16 protein-coding genes are annotated in these 24,395 nt (G+C 66.4%); 9 read left to right on the top strand and 7 right to left on the bottom strand.

What is annotated here, in order from left to right:
* Positions 1-22: 22 nt before the first annotated feature.
* The 4 genes from malQ to G6032_RS09080 are packed head-to-tail and all read right to left on the bottom strand — an operon-like array spanning position 23 to position 8,953.
* Positions 23-2,173 (bottom strand): 4-alpha-glucanotransferase, encoded by a 2,151-nt coding sequence (gene malQ / locus G6032_RS09095; protein ID WP_165281820.1) that lies wholly within the window; start codon positions 2,171-2,173, stop codon positions 23-25.
* Positions 2,166-4,280 (bottom strand): glycogen debranching protein GlgX, encoded by a 2,115-nt coding sequence (gene glgX, locus G6032_RS09090; RefSeq protein ID WP_165281819.1) that lies wholly within the window; start codon positions 4,278-4,280, stop codon positions 2,166-2,168. Before glgX ends, malQ begins: the two co-directional genes overlap by 8 nt.
* On the bottom strand, positions 4,277-6,475 hold the full coding sequence (gene glgB, locus G6032_RS09085) for a 1,4-alpha-glucan branching protein GlgB (protein WP_165281818.1): 2,199 nt from the start codon (positions 6,473-6,475) through the stop codon (positions 4,277-4,279). The genes glgX and glgB overlap by 4 nt, the downstream gene beginning before the upstream one ends.
* Before the next feature lie 3 nt (positions 6,476-6,478).
* Entirely contained in the window at positions 6,479-8,953 is a 2,475-nt protein-coding gene (locus G6032_RS09080) for a glycogen/starch/alpha-glucan phosphorylase (RefSeq protein WP_346763783.1), read from the bottom strand.
* 150 nt (positions 8,954-9,103) lie between these two features.
* On the opposite strand from G6032_RS09080, the gene G6032_RS09075 reads away from it, so the two are divergent.
* Positions 9,104-9,775: an ABC transporter substrate-binding protein gene (locus tag G6032_RS09075; RefSeq protein WP_165281817.1), complete on the top strand. Its 672-nt coding sequence runs from the start codon at positions 9,104-9,106 to the stop codon at positions 9,773-9,775.
* A 15-nt stretch (positions 9,776-9,790) separates the two neighbouring features.
* On the opposite strand, the gene G6032_RS09070 is transcribed toward G6032_RS09075, so the two are convergent.
* Positions 9,791-11,347, bottom strand: coding sequence for an AbgT family transporter (locus tag G6032_RS09070; RefSeq protein ID WP_165281816.1), 1,557 nt, complete (start codon positions 11,345-11,347; stop codon positions 9,791-9,793).
* Between the two features lie 138 nt (positions 11,348-11,485).
* Here G6032_RS09070 and G6032_RS09065 point away from each other — a divergent pair, with 138 nt between their 5' ends.
* The 3 genes from G6032_RS09065 to abc-f all read left to right on the top strand — a co-directional run bounded on the left by G6032_RS09065 (position 11,486) and on the right by abc-f (position 17,564).
* A complete protein-coding gene (locus G6032_RS09065; protein WP_165281815.1) occupies positions 11,486-12,865 on the top strand; it encodes a TIGR00366 family protein in 1,380 nt (459 codons plus the stop codon).
* Positions 12,866-13,087: 222 nt separating this feature from the next.
* Positions 13,088-15,514, top strand: coding sequence for an OmcA/MtrC family decaheme c-type cytochrome (locus G6032_RS09060; RefSeq protein WP_206211902.1), 2,427 nt, complete (start codon positions 13,088-13,090; stop codon positions 15,512-15,514).
* An 85-nt stretch (positions 15,515-15,599) separates the two neighbouring features.
* On the top strand, positions 15,600-17,564 hold the full coding sequence (gene abc-f / locus G6032_RS09055; RefSeq protein WP_165281813.1) for a ribosomal protection-like ABC-F family protein: 1,965 nt from the start codon (positions 15,600-15,602) through the stop codon (positions 17,562-17,564).
* Between the two features lie 52 nt (positions 17,565-17,616).
* Here abc-f and G6032_RS09050 read toward each other — a convergent pair whose 3' ends face one another.
* The gene (locus G6032_RS09050) at positions 17,617-19,167 is read right to left on the bottom strand and encodes an AbgT family transporter (protein WP_165281812.1); all 1,551 of its coding nucleotides are present in this window, start codon (positions 19,165-19,167) and stop codon (positions 17,617-17,619) included.
* A gap of 189 nt (positions 19,168-19,356) precedes the next feature.
* Here G6032_RS09050 and G6032_RS09045 point away from each other — a divergent pair, with 189 nt between their 5' ends.
* Positions 19,357-19,911 carry a superoxide dismutase family protein gene (locus G6032_RS09045; protein WP_165281811.1) on the top strand — a complete coding sequence of 185 codons (555 nt, stop codon included), beginning with the start codon at positions 19,357-19,359 and terminating at the stop codon, positions 19,909-19,911.
* A 95-nt stretch (positions 19,912-20,006) separates the two neighbouring features.
* Positions 20,007-20,489: a hypothetical protein gene (locus tag G6032_RS09040; RefSeq protein ID WP_165281810.1), complete on the top strand. Its 483-nt coding sequence runs from the start codon at positions 20,007-20,009 to the stop codon at positions 20,487-20,489.
* Between the two features lie 46 nt (positions 20,490-20,535).
* Here the strand turns inward: G6032_RS09040 and G6032_RS09035 are convergent, their stop codons facing one another.
* On the bottom strand, positions 20,536-21,579 hold the full coding sequence (locus tag G6032_RS09035) for a putative sulfate exporter family transporter (RefSeq protein WP_165281809.1): 1,044 nt from the start codon (positions 21,577-21,579) through the stop codon (positions 20,536-20,538).
* A 155-nt stretch (positions 21,580-21,734) separates the two neighbouring features.
* Between G6032_RS09035 and G6032_RS09030 the strand changes: the two genes are divergently transcribed.
* From G6032_RS09030 to G6032_RS09020, 3 genes are read left to right on the top strand one after another with little or no spacing between them, the layout of a single operon-like run.
* On the top strand, positions 21,735-22,418 hold the full coding sequence (locus tag G6032_RS09030; RefSeq protein WP_165281808.1) for a zinc metallopeptidase: 684 nt from the start codon (positions 21,735-21,737) through the stop codon (positions 22,416-22,418).
* 28 nt (positions 22,419-22,446) lie between these two features.
* Entirely contained in the window at positions 22,447-23,592 is a 1,146-nt protein-coding gene (locus tag G6032_RS09025) for an ABC transporter permease (RefSeq protein ID WP_165281807.1), read from the top strand.
* On the top strand, positions 23,589-24,377 hold the full coding sequence (locus tag G6032_RS09020; protein WP_165281806.1) for an ATP-binding cassette domain-containing protein: 789 nt from the start codon (positions 23,589-23,591) through the stop codon (positions 24,375-24,377). The genes G6032_RS09025 and G6032_RS09020 overlap by 4 nt, the downstream gene beginning before the upstream one ends.
* The last annotated feature ends 18 nt before the right edge of the window (positions 24,378-24,395 follow it).

Genomic DNA, 24,395 nt, shown 5'->3' with positions numbered 1-24,395 from the left:
GGTCGGTGGGCCGGGGTGCCAGTTAAACCTCCTCGGGCTCGCGCCCCCGGTCGATGCCGGCGGCCAGTCGGCGCACCGTATCCCGGGTCATGAATTCCGGCCAGTCCGCCACGAGCTTCCGGCGCCAGTTCGGATATTCCAGGTGGGTCCCGGGCACATTGACCGGCGATTCCATTTCGAGCCAGTCCTCGGGCTGCAGCATGAGCACGGCGGAAGGTGAGGCGCCCAGGTAGCGCTGCAACTCGGCCAGTGGCGGGTCACCGGCAGGCTCGATACCCTCGCGCCGGAGTGCCTCCATCAGTCTCGCCCGCGTCGTTTCGCGCGCCCCACGCTCCTCGCTCGCCTGGTCCGGCTCCGGAAACAGGCCGAGCCGCTCGCGCAGGTCGATGTCGCTGCCTGACCAGAAACTCGCCAGCGGCGGCAGGTCGTGTGTCGCGAGGGCCACCAGTGCGGCCCGCGGATAGTCCGCGGGCCGACGGAAGTGCCCGTCTGCTTCGCGCTCGAACGGCAGCACCCGGTAGCTGAACACCCCCGCAGCCGCCATCGCATCGCGCACCTCCGGCGGCACCGTGCCGAGGTCCTCGCCGATCACCAGGCAGCGCTGGCGAGTGCTCTCGAGCGCCACCAGGCCCATCAGTTCGTCCAGCCGGTAGTGGATGTATCCGCCCTGCGCCGACGATGCGCCCTGCGGCACCCACCAGAGGCGGAACAGCATCATCACGTGATCGATGCGCAACACGCCGTCCCGCACCATGTTCGCGCGCAACAGCCGGGTAAAGGGCGCGTAGGCCTGCTCACGCAAGGTGTCCGGATCGAACGGCGGAATGCCCCAGTCCTGGCCTTGCAGCGCCAGTGGATCGGGCGGCGCACCGATGGTGGCGCCGTGGGCATACAGGTCGGAGTGCCCCCAGGTTTCGGCCCCACCCGCGTTCGGTCCGACGGCCAGGTCGAAATACAGGCCGAGGCGCATACCGGCTTCGCGGGCCGCGTCCGCTGCGGCCTCGAGCTGGCCGGCGGCGATCCATTGCAGCCATGCGTGGAATTCGACTTCATCGGCTTCGGCCGAAGCGAACGCTGCCGCCGCGAGGCCCTCGGGATCATGGTAGGCCGCGGGCCAGGCCGGCCAGCCCCCCATCGTGCCCGCCGCGACGAAATGATCCTGAAGTGCATGAAACAAGCTATATGTTTCAAGTAGATGCCCATGTTTGTTCTTAAACAGCAGGAACTCTTGTCTGCGTTCCCGATCGGCCTGCAGGACGAAATCCCGGTAGACCTGGCGCAGGACTTCGAGCTTGCAGGCCGTCACCCCCGGATAGTCCACCCACGAGGTGTCGCGCAATGCGGCGAGCCGGGCCTGGAACTCGGGGGTCGCCACGAGGCGTTGCGCTGCATCGCTGGCGAAAAATTCCGGTATGGCTTCCGGGTCGATATAGATCACGTTCAGGAAGTAACGGCTCGAGGGGCTGTAGGGGCCGCACAGCTCGGGCTCAGCCGGGAACAGGGCGTGCAGTGGATTGAGGCCGAGCACATCGGCCCCCAGCGCAGCGCTCGCGGTGGCGAAGCCGGCAAGATCGGTGAAGTCGCCGATCCCCCAGTTCCGCGCGGAGCGCAAGGTGTACAGCTGCAGGGCCGGGCCCCAGACACGGGCGCCTTCGCGGATGGCCTGCGGCACATGGCAGCCGCCCGGAGTGATCACGAGGCGGGTCGAGCCGAGCGCGCTGCCGTCGGTCTTGGACAGGCGCAGATCGTGATAACCGGGAGGTAACGCCGGCACGTCGAGTGCGAGGCGGCGATACCACAGGCCGCGCAGGTGACGATCCTCGACCCGCGGCAGCTCGGCCGGGTCGATCTCGCCCTCGAGTACCGCGCCGTCCTCCAGCTCGATCCACCAGCGGATCGACGGCAGCAAAGGCACGAGCACCGTGAACGGTACCCGCGCCCCGCTCGGCAGGACGGTCACCGGCGGGAGGACTCGAATCCAGTCGCGCGCCTCGAGAAACTCGATATCCCGTGCCAATGAATCCGTGTCGTTCGCATCATGGCCGAAAGCGCCGAGCAATCCGCACAACGACTCGTCCGACAGCGGGCGTGTATGGCCACGGAAATCAGTGAACGCGCGACCGATGCCGCGCAGCATCCGCAGTCTCTCGAGGAGCGCCGCCCGATCAGCCATGATCGGCCAGCAAAGCGAGTGACTGGCCTGCGAGCCGATAGACGTGCCCCTGGCGATAGCCGGCCGCGGGAACTGCCAGTTCATCCTCGCTCGTGTCGAGCGTCACTTCCCAGGCCTCGCTGGCGATCGGCGCCGGCAGGGTGAACTCGATCGGCTCGCTCCCGGCGTTGAACAGCACCAGGAAGCTGTCGCCGATCTCCGGCTGCTGCTGGCTGGGAGGCAGCCCCGTGCTGTCGAGAAGCATGGCGAACGCCCGGAGCGACGGGTCGCGCCAGTCGTCGGCGGCGATCTCGCTGCCGTCGGTTTTCAGCCAGGAAACATCCTTGAAACGCCCCGCTTCGCGGCGCACGCCCGCAAGAAAGCCCTGGCGGCGGAACACCGCGTTCTCGGCGCGGATCCTGAGCAGCTGCGCGACGAAGGCCACCAGCGTCCGGTGACTCTCCCGGAGGCGCCAGTCGACCCAGGACACCTCGTTGTCCTGGCAATAGGCATTGTTGTTGCCACGCTGCGTACGGGCGAACTCGTCGCCGGCCTGCAGCATCGGCACGCCCTGCGACAGCAGCAGCGTCGCGAGCAGGTTGCGCTGCTGTCGCGCCCGGCGCCGCAGGATCTCCGCATCGGCAGTATGGCCCTCCGCGCCGCTGTTCCAGGACACGGCATGGTCGTCCCCGTCGCGGTTCTCCTCGCCATTGGCCTGGTTGTGCTTGCGACTGTAACTGACGGTGTCGTGGAGCGTGAATCCGTCGTGGCAGGCGACATAGTTGACGCTCTCCGGCGGCCCGCGACCGGCGGCGGCGAACAGGTCGCTGGAGCCCGCCAGCCTTTCCGCCAGCTGGGGCACGACCCCCGCGTCGCCGCGCCAGTACTCGCGCGTCGTGTTGCGGAAACGGTCGTTCCACTCCGCCCAGTCCCGCGGGAAACTGCCAAGCCGGTAGCCGTTGGGGCCGAGGTCCCAGGGTTCGGCGATCAGCTTGACGTTGCTGAGCACCGGATCCTGGTGGATGGCGCTGAAAAAACGCCCGTCCCGGTGAAAGTCCTGCCCTTCGCGACCGAGGGTCGTGGCGAGATCGAAGCGGAAGCCGTCGACGTGCATCTCGGCGGCCCAGTAGCGCAGGCAGTCGAGCACCAGCCGCAGCACTTCCGGGTGATCCAGGTTGAGCGTGTTGCCGCAACCGGTCCAGTTGATGTTCCGGCGCAGATCGTCGGGCGCGAGGCGGTAGTAGCTCAGATTGTCCAGTCCGCGCATGGACAGCGTCGGGCCGCCATCGCCGCCCTCCGCCGTGTGATTGAACACGACGTCGAGGATCACCTCCAGGCCCGCGCCGTGTAACGCGCGCACCATCTCGCGGAACTCCCGCAAGGGGTCCGCGAGGGCGAAGCCCGCATGGGGTGCGAAGAACGCGAGGGTGTTGTAGCCCCAGTAATTCTGTAGCCCGCGCTCGTGCAGCCAGGGCTCCGTGATGAACTGTTGTGCCGGCATCAGCTCCACCGCGGTGACGCCCAGTTTCACAAGGTAGTCCAGCACGGCGGGCTGTGCGAGGCCGAGATAGGTGCCCCGCAGGTGAGCCGGCACGTCCGGATGCAGGCGGGTGAAACCCTTCGGATGGAGTTCGTAGACGACCGTGCGATCCATCGGTGTGCGGGGCGGGCGGTCGCCGCGCCAGTCGAAGGCATGCGTATCGACGACCACGGCCTTGGGCACGCTGCTGGCGCTGTCGCTGATGTCCTGGCGCCAGGACTTCGCGCCCCCGCGACTGAAACCGTAGATCTCGTCCCCGTAGCGCAGCTCGCCGACGAGAGCCCGGGCGTAGGGATCGAGCAGCAGCTTGTGCTTGTTGAATCGATGGCCCTGGCGCGGCGCATACCGGCCGTGTGCGCGGTAGGCGTAAACGAGTCCCGGGCCGGCGCCCGGCAGGAAGCCATGCCAGATATCCCCGCTTCGACCGGGGAGCGCGATCCGGGCCAGTTCTCTCGCGCCCGCGGGATCGAACAGGCATAACTCGATGGACTCGGCGTGGGCCGAGAAGACGGCGAAATTCACCCCGTCCCCGGTCCAGCGTGCGCCGAGCGGCGTCGGGCGCCCGAGGGCCATGGCCGCCCCGCTCATCCGGGCTCCGGGATCAGCCAGATCGCCGCGAGCGGCGGCAGGGTCAGGACCACCGAGGCGCCGCGCCCGTGACTGGGCTGGGGACTCGTTTCGACCGCGCCCTGGTTGCCGACGTTGCTGCCGCCGTAGAGCCCGGCATCGGTATTGAGGACCTCGCGGTAGCGGCCGCGATGCGGCACCCCGAGCCGGTAGTCATGGTGCACGACCGGGGTGAAATTGAGCACGCAAAGCAGGTGCGCGTCGCGGCGCGCATCATGTCGCAGGAAGGCCAGCACCCCGTGGTCGGCGTCGCTGTAATCGATCCACTCGAAACCGTCCGGCGTGTGGTCGGCCTCCCACATGGCCGGGGTCGCCCGGTACTGCCTGTTCAGGTCCCGCAGCAGGTCGTGCACGCCACGATGCCCCGGCTGGTCGAGCAGCGCCCAGTCCAGCTCGGTATCGTGATTCCATTCCCTGGCCTGCGCGAGTTCCGCCCCCATGAACAACAGCTTCTTGCCGGGGTGGGCATACATGAAGGCGAGGTAAAGCCGCAGGTTGGCGAACCGCTGCCACTCGTCGCCCGGCATCCTGCCGAGCAGCGAGCCCTTGCCATGGACCACCTCGTCATGGGACAGCGGGAGGACGAAGTTTTCGTCCCACGCGTAGATGAAACCGAACGTCAGTTCGCCGTGATGGAAGCGGCGGTGCACCGGGTCGCGCGCCATGTAGCCGAGCGTGTCGTGCATCCAGCCCATGTTCCACTTGAAGCCGAAACCCAGTCCGCCGTCGTAGGTCGGGCGCGAGACGCCCGGCCAGGCGGTCGATTCCTCCGCGATCGTCATGACCCCCGGATGCTCCGCGTGGACCGTCTCGTTGAAGCGCTTGAGGAAATCGATGGCCTCGAGGTTCTGGTTGCCGCCGAAACGATTGGGCAGCCATTCGCCAGGCTGGCGCGAATAGTCGAGGTAGAGCATCGAAGCCACGGCGTCCACGCGCAGCCCGTCGATGTGAAAATCCTCGATCCAGCACAACGCGCTCGAGACGAGGAAATCCCGCACCCAGGACTTGCCGAAATCGTAGATGTGGGTATTCCAGTCGGGGTGCCAGCCACGCCGCGGATCTTCGTGTTCGTAGAGTGCAGTGCCGTCGAAGCGGCCGAGGCCATGCGGATCCGCCGGAAAATGCCCCGGCACCCAGTCCATGATCACGCCGATCCCGGCGGCGTGCAGGCAGTCCACCAGGTGGCGGAAATCGTCAGGCGGGCCGAAGCGACTGCTGGCCGCGAACAGGCCCGTGGGCTGGTAGCCCCAGGAGGCCGCGAAGGGATGCTCCGCAAGGGGCATGAATTCGACGTGGCTGAAGCCGGTGTCCTGCAGGTATGGCACGAGCACGTCAGCCAGCTCGCGATAGCTCAGCGGGCGTCCGTCGCGGTGGCGCCAGGAGCCTGCATGCAGCTCGTAGATCGCCATAGGGCGGTCGTTGCGGTAGCCGTCCGCGCGGCGGGTCTCGATCCACCCGGCATCCCGCCAGGCGTAACTCGAGGGGGCGCAGACGATCGAGGCGTTGCCTGGCGGCTGCTCGTGAAACCGGCCGAAGGGGTCGGCTTTGAGCGGCAGGAGCGCACCATCGGGACCCTTGATCTCGAACTTGTAGAGCGCGCCTGGCTGCAAACCGGGAATGAACAGTCGCCAGTCACCTTCGAAGGAACTATGCATCGGGTGGCGCCGCCCGTCCCAGCCGTTGAACACGCCGACGACACTGACGCTGCGTGCGGCCGGCGCGTGAACCATGAAGCGCACGCCGGCGACCTGGCGGCCGCCCTCCCCGGCCAGGGTTGCCGGGTGGGCCCCGTAACACTGGTGCAAGCGGTTACGATCGCCGGGGGTGTTTGCGAAAACGGCACGGCGAAACTGGTAAGGATCGTCGTCCTCGGCAACCCGCTTGCCCAGCCCCAGTCGAAGACGGTAATTGAAGCCCTGGCGACGGCGCGACAGCCGGCAGAGGAACAAGTCGCTGTCCCCGACCCGCATCATTCTCCCGAGGTTGCGCCGCGCGTCGAGATCGATCACCTCGATCCAGTCGCAGCCCGGTCGCCATACGCGCAGCACCATGCCGGTGCCGCCCGGCGCCGGATGCAGGCCGAGGAACTCGAAAGGCACGGCGCAGCGGGCCGAGTCCAGCTCATCAAGCCAGTGGGCGGCGCCGTCTATGCTCATCGCCTATCCGATCGGCTCCAGCGCCCAGATGCGTTGGGCGTACTCTGCGATGGCGCGGTCGCTGCTGAAGCGGCCCATGCTCACGGTGTTGATCACCGCCATGCGCGTCCATTGAACGGTATCGCCGTATGCTTCGTCGACACGCGACTGGGTATCCACGTAGTGTTCGTAATCCGCCAGGCAGAGAAAATGCTCCCCATCCTCGAGGACGGCATCGACCACGGGGGAGAAGCGCCGCAGGTCGCCAGGCGAGAAGAAGCCGTCCCGGACCTGGCGCAGCACCTCCGCGAGCTCCGCATTGCTGCGGGCCAGTTCGATGGGATAGTAGCCATGCGCCCGGCGCGCGGCGACCTCCTCGGCCGTCAGGCCGAAAATGAAGATATTGTCCTCACCCACCGCATCGCGGATCTCGATATTCGCGCCGTCGAGCGTGCCGATCGTCAGGGCGCCGTTCATCGCGAGTTTCATGTTCCCCGTGCCGGACGCTTCCATGCCGGCGGTGGAGATCTGCTCGGACAGGTCGGCTGCAGGAATGATGATCTCCGCGGCGGAGACGCTGTAGTTCGGCAGAAATACGACCTTGAGGCGGTCACCGACCGTGGTGTCGGCATTGACGACATCCGCGACGTTGTTGATCAGCTGGATGATGCGCTTCGCCTTGGTGTAGCCGGGGGCCGCCTTGCCGGCGAAAATCACCGTGCGCGGCTGCCAGTCGCGCTCCGGCGCCTGGAGGATGCGGTTGTAGCGCGTGATCACGTGCAGCACGTTGAGCAGCTGCCGCTTGTATTCGTGGATACGCTTGATCTGCACATCGAACAGCGACCCGGGGTGCACTGCTATACCCGTCTGCGAGCGGATATGAGCGGCCAGCCGGTCCTTGTTGTGTTGTTTTATGGCACGGAAACGTTCGCGGAATGCGCTGTCATCGGCGAGTGGGGCCAGGGCCTGCAGCCGCTCGAGGTCGTTGGTCCAGTCCCGGCCGAGCTGCTCGTCGAGCAGTCCCGCAAGACGCGGATTGGCCGCGCGCATCCAGCGCCGGGGCGTGACGCCGTTGGTGACGTTCACGAAACGCCCGGGATAGTACGCATCGAAATCCGGGAACAGCGTCTCGCGCACGAGTTCCGAATGCAGCGCGGCCACCCCGTTGACCTTGTGCGAGCCGATCGTCGCGAGCCATGCCATGCGCACCCGGCGGCCGTCGTGGCCGGACTCGTCGATGATCGACATGCGCCGGCGGCGATCATGATCGCCCGGATAGCGTTCCCAGACCGCATCGAGGAACTCGCGGTTGATGCGGTAGATGATCTCGAGATGACGCGGGACGATCTTCTCGAGCATGCGCACCGGCCAGGTCTCCAGGGCCTCCGGTAACAGGGTGTGATTGGTATAGCTGAATACCCCGCAGCAAACGCGCCACGCGGTGTCCCAGTCCATGCCGTGGATGTCGATCAACAATCGCATGAGCTCGGGGACGGCCAGCGCCGGGTGCGTGTCGTTGAGCTGTATGGCGACATGGGCCGGCAGCTCTTCCAGTTCGAGCCGCGCCGCGACGTGCTCCCGCAGGATGTCCTGCAGGCTCGCTGAGACGAAGAAGTATTCCTGCTTGATGCGCAGTTCCTTGCCCTCCTCCGTCGAATCGTCCGGGTAAAGGACACGGGAAATGTTCTCCGCTTCGTTCTTCGGCCGGACCGCCGCGTCGTACTGCCCCGCGTTGAACAGGTCGAGGTCGATGGCCGGAGCGTAACGCGCGCCCCACAGGCGCAGGTGATTGACCGTGCGCCCGTTATTGCCCGGCACCGGCGTGTCGTAGGCCACGGCCTCGACGCATTGCCCGCCATGCCATTCGACGCGCACCTGGCCGTCCGCATCCTGGACGGTCCGGCACTGGCCCCCGATGCGCACCTCGTAACGCACGTCCTCGCGCTGGATCTCCCACAGGTTCCTGAGGCGCAACCAGGTGTTGGGACGTTCGATCTGCTCGCCCTCAGGGCCGATCTGCTGTTCGAAGAGGCCATAGTCGTAGCGGATCCCGTAGCCGAAGCCGGCCAGGTCCAGGGTCGCCATCGAATCCAGAAAACAGGCGGCAAGGCGGCCGAGGCCGCCGTTCCCCAGGCCGGCATCCTGCTCTTCTTCCACCAGGCGCTCGAGCCGCACGCCGATCTCTTCCAGCAACGACCGCGCGCTGTCCTCGAGCTCGAGATTGATCGCGGCGTTGAGCAGGGTCCGGCCCATGAGGAATTCCAGCGACAGGTAATACACTTTCCTCGGCTGCTGCGCGCGGATGCGCCGCTGGGTCTCGTGCCAGCGCCCGACCAGCCGCTCGCGGATGGTCATTGCAACGGCGCTGTAGAGATCGTGCAGGGTGGCGTTGTCGATATCCTTGCCGACCCCGTAGAGCAGCTTCCGGAGGGTATCGTCCCGCAGGCTCGTGTCGTCGAAACCCAGCGGCGCGGGCAATGTGCTTTCGGGGATATTCACTGGCTGCGTATCCTGCAGTTCTTTACGGTTCCGGGACGGTGTACGGTTGGCGCCGGAGCATAGCAGACGGTCCGATCCAGGCGGCAAGCAGCGCCGGCCGGACCACCCGGCCCGACGCAGCGCGCCTTGACCGATGCTAAGGTTGTGGCCATGCGCTGGCCAGCCATATTCTGCCTGTTTTTCCTCGCGTCCAGCGGATCGGCGGAACCCGTTTCTGCGCCGGACGAAGTGGTCCGCTCGACCGTGGCGGAGCTGGCTGAACTGGTGTCGGCCTGCCGGCTCCAGCTGGCCGCGGACCCGGTCGCCGTCCGGGGCCTCATCGAACAGCGCCTGCGGCCCAGGGCCGATGTGCTGTTCGCGACGCGCCGGGTGCTCGGGCGCCACTGGCGGGAAGCCTCCCCGGAACAACGGCGGCGTTTCGCCGATGCGCTGTACGGCACGCTGGTGAACCGCTACGCGTCGGGTCTGCTGCTGCTCACACGGGACAACGTCCAGGTCCCACGGCCCGGCGCAGGCGGCCGCCCCGGCGGCGACGAGACCCTGGCGGAAGTCGAACTCAGGATCCGCACCGGGCTCCCGGAACCGGTGTCGGTGTTCCTCCAGGCACGGCGCAACAACGGCCAGTGGCGCATCTACGATGCGCGTTGGGAAGACCAGTCCTATGTGCTGAGCCTGCGTGACGCCTATGCGGATCCGATCCGCCGCGAGGGGCTGGAAACCGTCATCCGCCAGCTGGAAGCTTCGGCAGGAAAGCCGCCTGGCGCGCCCGAAGCCCGCCAGACGCTCGCCGGGCGCTGCCTGCGCGCCGCCATGACGGACTGAACCAGCCGCGCTCCCCTACGGGTAGACATAACTCGACTGCAGGCCCAGCGGCAGCCCGATCGCCCAGTAGAGCAGCAGGAAAGCCGACCAGCCGACCAGGAACACCACGGAATACGGCAACATCATCGCCACGAGCGTGCCGATGCCTGCGTTGCTGACGTAGCGCTTGCAGAACACCACGATCAACGGGAAATAGGGCATCAGCGGCGTGATGATATTGGTAGTCGAGTCACCGACCCGGTAAGCCGCCTGGGTCAGGTCGGGCGAAATGCCCAGGCTCATCAGCATCGGCACGAGGATCGGCGCCAGCAGGGCCCACTTGGCCGAGGCCGAGCCGACCAGGAGGTTGACCAGGCCCGTCACGAATACGATGCCGATGAGTGTCACCTGGGCGGGCATCCCCAGCTCGCGCAGGAAGTTGGCGCCCTCGATGGCAATCAGCGCGCCCAGGTTCGATTGCGCGAAGGCGAAGATGAACTGCGCCGCGAAAAAAGCCATGACGATGTAGTAGCCCATGCCGCTCATCGCCTTGGACATGCCCTCGATGATGTCGCGATGCGTCTTCACCGTGCCCGCGGCGTAGCCGTACACGATGCCGGGAATGATGAACAGCAGGAAAATCAGCGGGACGATGGAGCGCATCAGCGGCGCCGTGGGGCTGGCCAGTTCGCCCAGCGGGTCGCGCCAGGGCGAGCCGCCCGGGATGGCCGTCAGCGTCAGCACGACGAGGGCCAAGACCATGGACACGAGCGACCAGCGCAGGGCGCGGCGCTCCGCAGGTTCCAGCGCCGCCATGGAAGGCAGGTCCTCGAGGTCGCCGTCGAGCGGTGTGGCCTTGAGCCGGGGCTCGACGATCTTGTCCGTCAGGAACCAGCCCAGCAGGATGATCAGCAGCGACGAGCTCGCCGTGAAGAAATAGTTGTTGAGCGGGTTGATGAGCAATGCGGTGTCGAGCACCTGCACGCCGGCCTGCGTGATGCCCGCGAGCATCGGGTCGATGCTCGAAGGGACGAAGTTGGCCGAAAAGCCGCCGGAGACACCGGCGAAGGCAGCCGCGATGCCCGCCAGCGGATGACGTCCCGCCGCATAGAAGATGACGCCACCCAGCGGAACCACCAGCACGTAACCCGCATCGACGGCCGTGTGGCTCACGATGCCGACGGTGATGACCATCGGCGTGAGCAGACTGCGCTTGGTGAAGCCCAGCAACGCCCGCAGGCCGGCGTTGATGAAGCCGGTGTGCTCCGCCACGCCGATCCCCAGCATTGCGACCAGCACGACGCCGAGGGGGGCGAAATTGACGAACACCTGCACCATCTGCGACAGGAAGCTGGTGAACTCGGTGCCCGACAGCAGGTTCTTGATCACCACCGGGTCGCCGGTGCGCGGGTCGATGGCGGAGAAGTCGATGGGGGCGAGCAGCGCCGAGACCACCCAGGTGATGATCAGGGCGAGCAGAAAGAGGACCGCGGGATCCGGCAGTTTATTCCCCACCCGTTCGATCCAGTCGAGGATTCTTGCAATAAGCGGGCTCGGGCTCGAGGTTTCTGCGGCGGGTTCTTGTCGGGCCATTCGGCTGCCTCCTGTTCGCGAAGGCGGCAGTATAGCCGCCTGAAACACGATACGGGCCGGTAGAGGTGACGAATTGCCCCGTGGCCTCGCTTGAGGCAGCATCCGCTGTCTTTGAACCGACGCAGGAGCCTCGTCAACATGTCGCGCACCCTGAAGGTTCCCGATACGCTCGTGCTGCTGTTCGGCATGATGGTCCTCGCGCTGGTGGCGACCTGGCTGTTGCCCCAGGGCGCGTTCCAGACGGTCGTCAATGAAGCGGGGCGCGAAGTCGTCGTCCCCGGCACCTTCGCCGTCATCGAGGACGCGCCCACGCTGATGCCGTGGGACCTCATCACCGTCGTCCCCCGCGCGCTGGCCGACGCGCAGGACATCATCTTCTTCGTCCTGATCGTAGGTGGCGCAATCCGGGTCCTGCGCGCGACCGGGACGATCGACGCGTTTCTCGGCGCCGTGCTGCGGCGCGTTGGGCACAGCCCCGGGCTGCTGATCGTGTCGGGCATGGGCGTGTTCGCCGCCGGCTCGGCGACGCTGGGCGTGGCCGAGGAGTACATTCCGCTGACTCTCGTGCTGATCGCGTTGTGCGTGGCCATGCGCATGGACACGGTCACGGCGATCGGCATCATGGTGTGTGGCTACGGCATCGGCTACGGCGTCGCCGCCCTGAATCCGTTCACGGTACTCGTGGCCCAGTCCGTGGCCGAGGTGCCGCCGGCGTCTGGCCTCGGCTTCCGGCTGGCGCTGTTCGTGCCGTTTCTCGCCATCGGCATCCATCATGTCTGGCGTTACGCCCGGCGCGTGCAGGCGGATCCTACGGCCAGCCTGGTGCACGATATTCCAGCGGCGCAACATGCCCCGACCGAGTTGCCCGCCGGCATGGATACGCGCCAGCGGATCGTCGGTGTCCTGACGCTCATCGCCCTCGGCGCCATGGTCTACGGCATCGTGTTCCCGAAATGGTACATCGCCGAGCTGGGCGCAATTTTCCTGGCACTCGCGATCGTCGCGGGGCTGGCGGGCGGCCTCGGCGCGGACGGCACCGCGCGGCGCTTTGCCGAGGGCGCAGCGGAGCTGGCCGGCACGGCTTTGCTCATCGGCTTCGCCCGTTCGATCGCGCTGCTGCTCGAGGACGGCCAGGTGTTGCATACCATCGTCAACAGCCTGGCGAGCCCGCTGCAGATGATGGGCGCCGAGTTCGCCGCCATCGGCATGCTCGCGATCCAGACGGTCATCAACCTGTTCATTCCATCGGGTTCGGGCCAGGCCTACGTGACCATGCCGCTGATGGCGCCGATCGGTGACCTGGTCGGCGTCACCCGGCAGACGGCCGTCCTCGCCTTCCAGTTCGGCGACGGCTTCGCCAACATGATCGTCCCGACCAATCCGGTGCTCATGGGCATTCTCGGGCTGGCGGGGATCCCCTACGATCGCTGGCTGCGTTTCGTCTGGCCGCTGCTGTTGAAGCTGTTCGTCGCGGGTAGCATCGCGCTCGTGATTGCCGTCACGATCGGGTTGCAGTGATGCCGGGATCCATGGCGGAAAGCAGGCATTAGAACGCGTCCAGCTAACGCCTGTTAATACGTCTCTTTCGTATCGATATCGGTAAGATACCTAATGGCAGACCCTTTTCCGAGCGTCTAGGCTCCTTGCATGTCAGGCGTTGGTTCCATCTCAAAGGACGGGTGGCACCTGGGCTGATCGGTTTTCTAGGGATTGACTGATATGCGTGCTCTGGAGGGAGTCATGAAAAATTGGACGAAACTGCTGGCCACGGCGACTTGCGTCGCTGCGCTGGCCCTTGCCGGTTGCGAAGGCGACGACGGCGATCCGGGCCCCACTGGCCCTGCGGGTCCTGCCGGGCCTCCGGGCCCTGAAGGCCCCCCGGGACCTGAAGGCCCTCCGGGCGCGGGCGTCGTGGAGCCGGGTGAAGGCACCCTGACCGGCGGCATCACCAGTGTCGAGATCGACACTTCTGCGAGCGCGATCGTCACTGTGACGTTCGAAGTCCAGGACAGTGCCGGTACGCCGGTCACCGGGCTCGAGCGCTGGGAGTTCACCATCGCCAAGGTGAGCGACGCGGGCGACTATCCGCAGTGGCAGAGCTACATCAATCGTTCGCGCGAGAGGGACGTTGGTGCGGCCGTGCTGCGTGCCGCCGGTGAACGCAACCCGGCGACCGAGATCGAGCCGGGCGTGTACCAGTACACGTTCGTCACCGATATCGATGCTGCGGCGGACTTCATCTATTACGGCAGCGGCGATGAGCCGGTGTCGGGTGACGAAGCGGGTGTCGGCGATAGCGGCGTGCTGGACTCGCCGGCGGCGCTGGCCATCCTGCCGACGCTGGATCTCGCCTATGATCCGGCGGCGCTTCATCGCATTTCCGTCGTGAGCCGGACTTCCGGCCAGCGCTACAATGCGAACATCGACTTCGTGCCGGCCGACCTGCCGACGTTGTTGCCGCCGACCAGTAATCTGGTCGCGACGACGGAGTCCTGCGGCGCCTGTCACGGCAACTCAGCGGACCGGGCGGACTTGTACTTCCCGAACGTCCATAGCAACCGCCGGTACACGATGGAAAACTGCGTGACCTGTCATAACCCGGGCACGTTCAGTTCGCTTGACTCCAGCGACACGGAGTGGGCGCCCATCGACATGACCACCATGACCCACAAGATTCACGTGGACGGCAATGGCTATCAGCTCAGGGGCAAGGACTATTCCACGGTCCATTACCCGCAGTCGGTGGCGAACTGCCTGACCTGCCATGACAACAACCGCATGCCGAAGCCCGAAGGACGCAGTGCAGAGGACGCCGTGGCGTTCCAGACACGTCCGAGCGCGGATGCCTGCGGCACCTGCCATGTGGAAACGGACGAATTCGACTACGACTCGCACTTCAGTGCGGGAAGCGAAACGGCGGCTTGCCTCGTCTGCCATGGCGAGGGCGCGTTTGCCAGTGTTGACAAGTTCCATATCAGCAACTCGTCCACGCCGAACAACCCGCTGCAGCCTGACGGTTTCGTGCAGTTCGAGTACGAGATCGACTCGGTCACGGTCAATGACGCCAACCAGCCGATCGTCACCTTCCGCCTGCTGGCCGATGGTGAGCCGGTGGACGTGCAGAACCTGCCGGCCGGTATCGGTCTCGGCAACATGCGCTTCTACACCGCGTGGAGCGTGGCCCATCCGGGCGGCGCCGCTGCGGGTCCGTTCGAGGGTGCACCGCAGGACTACAACAACCTGGTGAACGACCTTCCCGTCGCGCCGGGCGGTGGTCGCCTGTGGTGGAATCTCGACGTGTCGCTCGGCGTGCGTTCCTGGGATCAGCCCCAGAGCATCGGCAATCTCTCCGACTTCGTGGACAGCCTGACGCCGGCGGCGGACGGTGCATTCACGACGGTCGCAGGCATCGACCCGACCGCGCCGTTCGCCTTCCCGCCGGATTCGACGCTGATGGCCTTCGGTATCGAGGGTCGTCCGCAGAGCCAGGACACCAGCATCGACACGTCTGCCGTGATCGGGTTCGCCAGCGAGCCGCGTCGCACGGTGGTCAGTGAGGAGAACTGCCTGGCCTGCCACGAGACGCTGGGCTTCCATGGCGGTTCGCGTGTCAATGGTCCGGACTGGTGTGCAGCCTGTCACAACCCGGAAATGTCCAGCAGCAACATCTTCTCGGGGATTATTCCCGATGGTGTGAACGGCGCGGGCATGGATATCGACGGCGAGAAGCCGCAGAACATGAAGGACCTGATTCACGGTCTGCACGCCGGCAAGCCGGTGGGTGGCGATCCGATTCGCACCGTGCCCTTCTCCTTCATTCGCGGCACGGTCGAGGGCGGCCGCGGCCAGGGCCCGTACGACTTCAGCGACATCGGCTATCCGGCGGCGCTGGCGGACTGCGAAACCTGCCATCTGCCCGACACCTACAAGCTGCCGATCGTCGACGAGGCGCTCTGGAGCGTGGTTGACGGCTTCCCGGGTGCGACGGAAGCTGCCCCGCACAATCCGGGTCTGACCGGTCGCATGGCGCCGACGGCGGCGTCCTGCTACGGTTGCCACAACACGCCGGCTGCCAAGGCTCACTTCGATCTGAACACGACAGAAGCCGCTGAGTCCTGTGCCGTGTGTCATGGCGAAGGCCGCATCGTTCCGGGACACGACGACTAACCAACAAGCAGCATCAAGCTGCGCTTGAACTGGCCGGGGGAGGCAACTCCCCCGGCCCTTTTTATGCCTTACAATTCGCGGCCTGATGCTGAGCTTCTCCAACTTCGCCCTCCGTCGCGGCCCGCAGCTGCTGCTCTCGGGGATGGATCTCAGCCTGCATGCGGGCTGGCGCGTAGGCGTGATCGGAAGAAACGGCTGCGGCAAGAGCAGCCTGTTCGCGGCCATCCACGGTGAACTCGAACCTGATGCGGGCGAGATCGGCCTGTCGCCGAAGATCCGCATCGCCGGCGTGGCCCAGGAGACGCCTTCCCTGCCGGATCCGGCGGTCGAATTCGTGATCGGCGGGGATGCGCCGCTGTGGAGCGCCTTCAGCGCCGAGCGCGAAGCCATGCGCTCGGGCGATTTCGAGGCCGCGGCCGTGGCGCATCACGATCTCGCCGAGTTGCAGGGCTACGACGCCGAGGCGCGCGCTGCGCGGCTCCTGCATGGCCTGGGTTTTCCTGCCGCCACGCACGGCCGCGCCGTGGCGGAGTTCTCCGGGGGGTGGCGGGTGCGTCTCAACCTGGCGCGCGCACTGATGACGCCTTCGGAACTGCTGCTGCTCGACGAGCCGACCAACCACCTGGACCTGGACGCCGTGTTGTGGCTCGAGCAGTGGCTGCTGAAATACGCCGGCACGCTGTTGCTGATTTCGCACGACCGCGAGTTCCTGGACGGCGTCTGCACCCATATCCTGCACCTGCACGAAGGCCAGGCGAAACTCTACGTCGGCGATTACACCTCCTTCGAGCGACAACGCGAGGAGCACCTCCGCCAGCAGAGCATCGCCTTCGAAAAGGAGCAGGCCGAGCGCGAGCACCTGCAACGATTCATCGACCGCTTCCGCGCGAAGGCGACGAAAGCCACCCAGGCGCAATCACGCATCAAGCGGCTCGAGAAGCTCGCCGGCACCGAGGCCGTGCGTGCCGAGCGGGCGCTGCGGATCGCTTTCGAGCAACCCGCGCGACTGCCTTTTTCGCTGATCACCCTGGACAACGTGACCGCCGGTTATCGGGCCGCCACGGTACAGGAATCGCATGAGCACCTGCCTGAAGACCATGCGCCCGAAGGTGCCGTGGAAGTCCTGCATGACGTCGGCTTCGCCCTGGAGGCCGGCGACCGGATCGCCCTCCTCGGGCCGAACGGGGCCGGCAAGTCCACCCTGGTGAAGACGCTCGTGGGCGAACTCCCTCCCCTGTCCGGCGAGTGCCGGGTGCACGGGGACGTGCGGATCGGTTACTTCGCCCAGCACACCGTGGAAAGCCTCAAGGCCGGGGCCAGCCCGATCGATCACCTGCGCGAGGTCGCCCCGCGAGCCACGCCGCAGGAGATGCGCAATTTTCTCGGGCGCTGGTATTTCTCGGGTGATCGTGCCTTCGAGGTGGTGGATCATTTTTCCGGCGGAGAGCGCGCCCGTCTTGCGCTCGCCCTGCTGGCCTGGCGCAAGCCGAACGTGTTGCTGCTCGATGAGCCCACGAATCACCTGGACCTGGACATGCGCGAGGCGCTTGCCGAAGCCCTGGCGGATTACGACGGCGCCATCGTCCTGGTGTCGCACGACCGCCACCTGATCGGCCTGGTGTGCGACAGCTTCTGGCGGGTTGCCGACGGCGGTGTGGAACGCTTCGACGGCGACCTGGACGGCTACGCGGCCTGGCTCAGGACGCGTCTGTCGGGTGCCGGCGCCAAGGCCGAGGGGCAGGATAAAGCGCCCACGGCAGCCAAGAACCGTCGCAAGGAGAACGCACGAGCCCGGGAAGTGGCGCGCGAAGAATCCCGACGGCAACGACGGCTGGAACAACTCGAGGTGTCGCTGGAAAAACTGCTCGACGCACGCGCGGCGCTCGAGGCGGAACTGGCGGCCCCCGCGCTGTATGCCGGCGATGATGCTGGAAAGGTGGCGGAACTCACCGCGCGCCATGCCCGCCTCGCCGCGGAGATCGGCGTGCTCGAGGCGGAATGGCTCCAGTTGTCCGAGGCGCTGGACGCCGCCACCGAATCGACCTCCTGAGCGACGTCTTGCCGCCGTATCCTTGCGTGCGCCGCTTCCGAGCGGTCGGCTCTCAGAAACCTAGCGGGATCGAGAACACGAAAAACGTCACCAGCAGGGCCGTCCAGACGATCATGAACACGATCGAGTACGGCAGCATGATCAGCAGCATGTCGCCGAATCCGAGTCCCGGGCGGTACTTGCGCATGAAGGCCAGGATCACCCCCGAGTAGACCATCATTGGCGTGATGATATTGGTGGCCGAGTCCGCCACGCGGAAGGCCGCCGCCACCAGGTCGGGCGTCATGGCCGGGTTCACGAAATACAGCATGGGCACGAAGATCGGTCCCAGCAGCATCCACTTCGACGTCAACCCGCCGATGAACAGGTTGATGACGGCCGTGGTCAGCACGAAGCCGATTAACAGCAGCACCGGGAATTGCTGCAGCCCCAGCGCCACCAGGCCTTCCGCGCCCAGGTAGGTGATATAGGAGCCCAGCCCGCTGTAGCTGAGCAGCCCGAGGAAGTTGTAGCTGAAAAAGGTCAGCACCAGGATGTATCCCATGGTGTTCATCTGCTTCACCATGGCCTTGACGACGTCGCCCACGCGGCGGAAGTTGCCCGAGGCGTAGCCGAAGAACAGGCCCTCGATGATGAAGAACAGCGAGATCAGCAGGATGATGTTGTTCAAAAACGGCAGGACGCGAGTGCCCTCGGCGTCCGTGTAAGCCCCGAGCGGCCCGAGGGCGAGGCCGCCGATCGCCGCCGCCGCCACCAGCAGCCCGAAGCCTGCGGCGCGCAATCCCTTGCGCTCGGCGGCACTGGCTTCGAATTCATTCAGTCCGATTTCCGGGGGGAGCTCGAAAGGCTGGCCGTCGAGCTTCGGCTCGACGAAGCGCCGGGTCACCCAGGCCCCGGTGAAGGCCAGCACGACGGTGGACGTGGCGATGAACCAGTAATGCATGGTAGCCGGGCGCAGCGGCACGCCCTCCGCGGTGGTGAAAGGCACGCCCTGGGACTCGGCGAACACCTGGGCATTCATGCCGATGATCACGTCGATCGGGGTACCGGGAATCAGGTTGGCGCTGAAGCCGGCGGAGACGCCTGCGAACGCCGTGGCCATGCCGATCAACGGATTGCGCCCGAGCCCGGCGTAAAGCAGCCCGGCCAGCGGGATCAGCACCAGGTATCCGGCGTCGGTCGCCACGGAGCTCGTGATGCCGAGAAACATCAACAGCAGCGGCAGCCAGGCCTGCGGGATATGGGTGCCGACGCGCTTGATCAGTGCGGCGAACAGCCCGGAGTTCTCCGCCACGCCGATCGCCAGCATGACCACCAGGATGACCGCGAGTACGCCGTTGCCGAAGGCCAGCCAGTTGCGCAGCAAGGCGTTGTCGAAGATCCAGCGGACGTGCTCGGACTCGTACATCGGCAGGATCTGGTAGCTGATCGTCTCGCCACCGGCGCCCATGGTCTCGAACGTGTGGCCGCCGAGCAGGATCGTGGCGATGAAGGCGATCGGGTAGAACGACATGAAAATGATCACCGGATCGGGGATCTTGTGCCCTACCCGCTCCACCCAGCGGCTGAAAGACTGGCTCTTGTCCTGGTCCCCGGGGTTCATTCGTACTCCTTCGCCGGTTTGCCCGAGCGGGCCAGCGGCGGAGTATACCTGCAGATGCAGGCCGCTGAAGCCGCCGAAGCGGCGCTTTTCCCGACGCTGGGCTATGATTCGGCGCGTACCGCTCTCATCCGGCTCACGCCACGAGTGCTGCACCGAACAATCAATCCGTCACCCGCGAGGATCAACAACATGAATAAAACCACCGCTCTTTCCCTGTGCGCCGCGCTCGGCGTGGCCACGTTCGCCATTCCGGCCGTCGCAGATGAAGCCATCGAGATCGTCACCCAGGCGAAGGCGGAGTTCATCGACCGCGAGGGCAATGCGCTCGGGACCGCGACGCTCACCGAGAGTCCCCATGGCGTGCTGATCTACCTGGACCTCAAGGGCCTGCCGCCCGCGCCCAAGGCCATCCATATTCACAGCGTGGGCACCTGCGATGATCCCGAGGCAGGCTTCGTCGCCTCCACGGGGCATCTCAATCCGGACGGCAAAGAGCACGGCCTGATGAATCCCGACGGACCCGACGGCGGCGACCTGCCGAACCTGATCGTGCGGGAAGACGGCACCGTGCAGGTCGAGTTTTTCACCACCCTGGCATCGCTCACCGGCGCCGAAGGCCGGCCCAAGATCCTCGATGAGGACACCGCCGCGTTCGTCATTCACCAGAACCGCGACGACCACATCACCCAACCGATCGGCGGCGCGGGTCCGCGGATCGCCTGCGGTGTCATCAAGGCGGAATGATCGCGCGCCGTCACGTTGTTCTCGTGGGAGCGCTCGCCGCCTTGGCGGCGGCGGGCGCTCTGCTCGAGCGGTCATTCAAGCCAGGCGCCGGGCCGATGGCGATCAATGCCGACGGTATCGGTCCGCTGGCGCTCGGCGCCGACTACGCGACCGCGGTTGCTGCGGCGCAGCGCGCCGCGCCCGACAGCGCCTTCGCGGGCCCGGGCTGCGGGGGCCTCGACGAAGTCCGATTCAGTGGTGTGCTCGGCACATTGCCCGTCAGCGCCATGGGCATGGCGGAAGACGAGCGCCTCGTCGAGATCGAGCTGGGGCTGGACGCCCCGTTGCAGGCTGAGGACCAGGCCGCCTGCCTGGCATTGCGAGACCGTTTCGCCGAGACATTCGTCGCACGCTTCGGCAGCGCGACAGAGCACTGGGAGATCCGCAAGCCGGTGTCAAGGGAATTCATGGCGCGCACCGGGCCGGTGGTGCTCGTGGCCCGCTGGTTCTCGACCGGGCGCAGCTGTTATGTGAGCGCCGTTTACGGTGCCGATCCTGAACGATTCGAGCGCCAGGCGGGGCTCGGTCCTTTACCCTGAGAGAACCCGGCTGCAGCAGTCGGCGAACCGGCTCCGCGACGTCGCGTCATCCCCCCGCGAAATTCACCAGGACCAGCGCCACGGCACCCATGCCGAGGGCCGTCGACAGCGCAACGAGCGCCGGGCGCATGCCCAGCTGCCTGAGCGCCGCCACGCTGATCGCCATGCCGATGGCGGCCATCGCCACGGCGAACAGGTAGGCGCTGAGCCCGGCGGCAGCGGACAGTGCGGCAGACCATGCTTCATGGCCTGCGAACCAGTGGTCGCCCGCCGTGCGCAATGCCGCCAGGGCGAGAAACCCGAGGATGAACATCGGGAAAGCCGGTCGGCGCAGTTCTTCCCGGGCGGCACGGGTCGCCCACCAGACGACCGCGGGAATGACGATCAGCATCGACAGGTTGCGCAGCAGTTTCGTCACGGTAGCGGCAGCCACGACCTCCGGTGTGCCGAACGACTGCTCGAACAACAGCGCCGCGGCGGTGACTTGCGAGGTGTCGTGAATTGCCGCGCCAAGCACCAGCCCCACGTGTCCCGGATCCGCGAGCCAGGCCCCCAGCAGCCACGGATAGAAGACCGTCGCGGCCAGGCCGAACAATGCCACGCAGGCCAGTGCGTAAGCGGTCTCCTCCGGCCGGGCCTTCAGCGCCGGCGCCGTCGCAGCGACGGCCGAAGCGCCGCAGATGGCCGAACCCACGGCCAGCAACGCTGTGAGGCGGTCGCCGGTACCCAGCAGACGACCCAGCAACCAGGCCAGGAACAGGCCGGTAGCGACGGCCCCGATTACCATCGGCGCCGCCTGGATGCCGAGTTCGGCGACCTCTGCAAGCGAAAGTCGCAAGCCGATCAGCATCACGGCGAGCTTCAGCATGGGCCCGGCCGCATACGCCATGCCGCTGTGCCATCCGCGATGGATCCGTGCCCGACCCGAGAACAGCAGTCCGAGCAGGATTGCCACGAGTATCGGGCTGACGGGCAGGCCTGCGACGGGCTCCGGGAGACGGCTGAGCAACATGGGGACGGCCGTCGCTACCGCAGCGATCGTCGCGGCGACGAGCATCCCGGGCCAGCGGGTTGATGTGACTGCCGTCATCGGAGGCATGTGCATTCCCGGATCGCGGCCCGGCTGATCCGTGCCAGGCGCGATTCTGCGCGGGTTGAGAGCGCGAATCCAGCACCGCGGGCCCGAGGCCCGCGCTCATGTCGCCAAAGTCGTGCACGAGCGATGAATTCACATATCATCGTGGCATGCATTTTCTCGTCCTCGGCCTCATTCTGCTCGCGGTCGTCTTCGGTCCCGGCCTGTGGGTGAAGCGGGTGCTGGAGAAATACTCCAGCCCTGCCGATCGCTACAGGGGCAGCGGCGCCCAGCTGGCGCGACACCTGCTGGACCGCCACGGCCTGCACACCGTGGGCGTGGAAGAAACCGAACAAGGCGATCACTACGACCCGGTGGACAAGGTCGTCCGCCTCACCCCCGACAAGTATCAAGGCCGCTCGCTCACGGCCATCACCGTCGCCGCACACGAGGTGGGACACGCGGTGCAGGACCATACCAACTATGTGCCCCTGCGCCTGCGCCATCACCTCGTGAACCTGTTGAATCCGGTGCAGCGACTCGGCGCCGGGATCCTCATGGTGTCGCCGTTCATCGGCGCACTCACACGCATTCCGTCACTCGGCCTGCTGATGTTTTTCGGTGGCCTGTTGACCCTCGGCACTGCCACGCTCGTCCATCTCGTCACGCTGCCGACCGAGCTCGACGCGAGTTTTCGCCGGGCGCTGCCGATGCTCGACGAGGACGACATACTCATCGAGAGTGATCGGCCACATGCGCGCCGCATCCTCACTGCGGCGGCACTGACTTACGTGGCCGCGTCGCTGATGAGCCTGCTCAACGTGGCGCGTTGGTGGGCCATTTTGCGACGCTGACCCCGCCCAGGCGTCTAGAATCATCTCCATGGACGATGCGAGCCCCACTGATGCACTGCGTGCGGAGATCGATGAAACGGGGCGCCTGTGCATCCGGCTGCGTGGCGACTGGATTTTGCAGGGTGAAGAGACGCCAGGCCGCAGCGCATTCCTGGACCTGCTCGACGAGTTCCCCGGCACGCAGAAGCTCGTTTTCGACAGCAGGCAGCTCGGGCGCTGGGATGCGTCGCTGCTGATCGGCCTGGACGCGTTGACCCGTGCCGCCCAGGCGCGGGACGTCGAGGTCGATGCCGGGGGACTGCCGGATGGTGCCCAGCGGCTCCTGCAGTTGGCGCGGGCCGTCGCCGTGCGTGAGGATGCGCACCGGACGCCGCCCCCGAGCGGCCTGCTCGCGGCACTCGGCGGCGCGACGCTGCGCCTGCGTGCCACGGCCGTCGAACTGCTTCGCTTCACGGGCGAACTGGTTTTCTCGATGCTACGCTTGTTGCGCGGGAAAGCGGTATTCGACCCACGCGACCTGCTGCTGTACATCGAACAGACCGGTGCCAGGGCGCTGCCCATCGTCAGCCTGATCGCTTTCCTGGTGGGCGTGATCCTCGCTTTCGTCGGGGTGCGCCAGCTCGAGCAGTTCGGCGCGGGCATCTATGTCGCCGACCTGGTCGCCGTCGCAATGGTCCGCGAGATGGCCGCCATCATGACCGGGATCATCATGGCCGGACGCTCGGGCGCCGCCTTTGCCGCACAGATCGGCACGATGAAAGTGAACGAGGAAATCGACGCATTGACCACGCTCGGCATACCCGCGATGGATTACCTGGTGTTGCCGCGCACGATCGCGCTGGTGTTGATGATGCCCCTTCTGTCCGTGTACGCGGGACTGCTCGGCATACTCGGCGGGGGGCTCGTGGCGCTGGCGATGCTGGACGTGAACGTGATGCAGTACATCGAACAGACGCGCAATGCGATCGACCTGGACGGTGTGCTCGGGGGGCTGCTAAAGGCCGTGGTGTTCGGCGGGGTGATCGCGTTGTCCGGCTGCTACCAGGGCATGGCATGCGGCGGCAGCGCGATGGCGGTGGGCAAAGCCACCACGGCTGCGGTCGTCATGGCGATCCTGTTGATCGTCGTGACCGCCTCGGTCCTGACCGTGATTTATACGGTGTACGGCATATGAGCGAAAGCGAAAAGTTGATCGAGGTGCGGGGCCTGACGATCGCCTACGGCGATTTCGTCGTGCAGCGCGACCTCGAGTTCAGCATCGATCGCGGCGAGGTTTTCATCATCATGGGCCCCAGCGGCTGCGGCAAGAGCAGCTTGATGAAGGCCATGATCGGTCTGCTGGAGCCGACCAGCGGCGACGTCTGGTACGGGGGCCGGCCCTTCTGGTCCTGCGACGAGGATTCCCGGCGCGGCCTCGCCCGGCACATGGGCGTGCTGTTCCAGTCAGGCGCCCTGTGGAGCTCCATGACCCTGGCCGAGAACGTCTCTCTCCCGCTGCGGCAGCGCACCGGGCTGAGCGCCGCCCGCATCGCCGAGGTCTGCGCGTGGAACCTCGCCCTGGTCGGGCTCAGCGGCTTCGAAGACTACTATCCGAACGAACTGTCCGGCGGGATGCGCAAACGTGCCGGGCTCGCTCGCGCAATGGCCATGGATCCGGAGATCCTGTTCTTCGACGAGCCCTCGGCCGGGCTCGACCCGGTCAGCGCGCGCCTGCTGGACGAGCTGATCCTGGAGCTGCGCGACAGCCTGGGCACCACCATCGTCGTCGTCACCCACGAGCTCGCCAGTATCTTCGCCATCGGCAACACGGCCGTGTTTCTCGACACCGAGGCGCGCACCCAGCTGGCCGTGGGGGCGCCGAAAGAGATGCGCGACCATGCGGAGCACGACACCGTGCGCCGTTTCTTGCGCCGCGAGGCGCCCCGCCGGGAAGCCGTCGCCAATGGAGCCGGCACATGAACGAGCTGATGCACGCTC

Source organism: Wenzhouxiangella sp. XN24, from assembly GCF_011064545.1.
Taxonomy (GTDB): Bacteria; Pseudomonadota; Gammaproteobacteria; order Steroidobacterales; family XN24; genus XN24.
This window is presented reverse-complemented; position numbering and strand designations above follow the sequence as displayed.

Bases quoted from the DNA above. Each gene is read 5' to 3' on its own strand.
- malQ (WP_165281820.1), bottom strand. From the start codon at position 2,173: ATGGCTGATCGGGCGGCGCTCCTCGAGAGACTGCGGATGCTGCGCGGC.
- glgX (WP_165281819.1), bottom strand. From the start codon at position 4,280: ATGAGCGGGGCGGCCATGGCCCTCGGGCGCCCGACGCCGCTCGGCGCA.
- glgB (WP_165281818.1), bottom strand. From the start codon at position 6,475: ATGAGCATAGACGGCGCCGCCCACTGGCTTGATGAGCTGGACTCGGCC.
- G6032_RS09075 (WP_165281817.1), top strand. From the start codon at position 9,104: ATGCGCTGGCCAGCCATATTCTGCCTGTTTTTCCTCGCGTCCAGCGGA.
- G6032_RS09070 (WP_165281816.1), bottom strand. From the start codon at position 11,347: ATGGCCCGACAAGAACCCGCCGCAGAAACCTCGAGCCCGAGCCCGCTT.
- G6032_RS09065 (WP_165281815.1), top strand. From the start codon at position 11,486: ATGTCGCGCACCCTGAAGGTTCCCGATACGCTCGTGCTGCTGTTCGGC.
- G6032_RS09060 (WP_206211902.1), top strand. From the start codon at position 13,088: ATGAAAAATTGGACGAAACTGCTGGCCACGGCGACTTGCGTCGCTGCG.
- abc-f (WP_165281813.1), top strand. From the start codon at position 15,600: ATGCTGAGCTTCTCCAACTTCGCCCTCCGTCGCGGCCCGCAGCTGCTG.
- G6032_RS09050 (WP_165281812.1), bottom strand. From the start codon at position 19,167: ATGAACCCCGGGGACCAGGACAAGAGCCAGTCTTTCAGCCGCTGGGTG.
- G6032_RS09045 (WP_165281811.1), top strand. From the start codon at position 19,357: ATGAATAAAACCACCGCTCTTTCCCTGTGCGCCGCGCTCGGCGTGGCC.
- G6032_RS09040 (WP_165281810.1), top strand. From the start codon at position 20,007: ATGGCGATCAATGCCGACGGTATCGGTCCGCTGGCGCTCGGCGCCGAC.
- G6032_RS09035 (WP_165281809.1), bottom strand. From the start codon at position 21,579: ATGACGGCAGTCACATCAACCCGCTGGCCCGGGATGCTCGTCGCCGCG.
- G6032_RS09030 (WP_165281808.1), top strand. From the start codon at position 21,735: ATGCATTTTCTCGTCCTCGGCCTCATTCTGCTCGCGGTCGTCTTCGGT.
- G6032_RS09025 (WP_165281807.1), top strand. From the start codon at position 22,447: ATGGACGATGCGAGCCCCACTGATGCACTGCGTGCGGAGATCGATGAA.
- G6032_RS09020 (WP_165281806.1), top strand. From the start codon at position 23,589: ATGAGCGAAAGCGAAAAGTTGATCGAGGTGCGGGGCCTGACGATCGCC.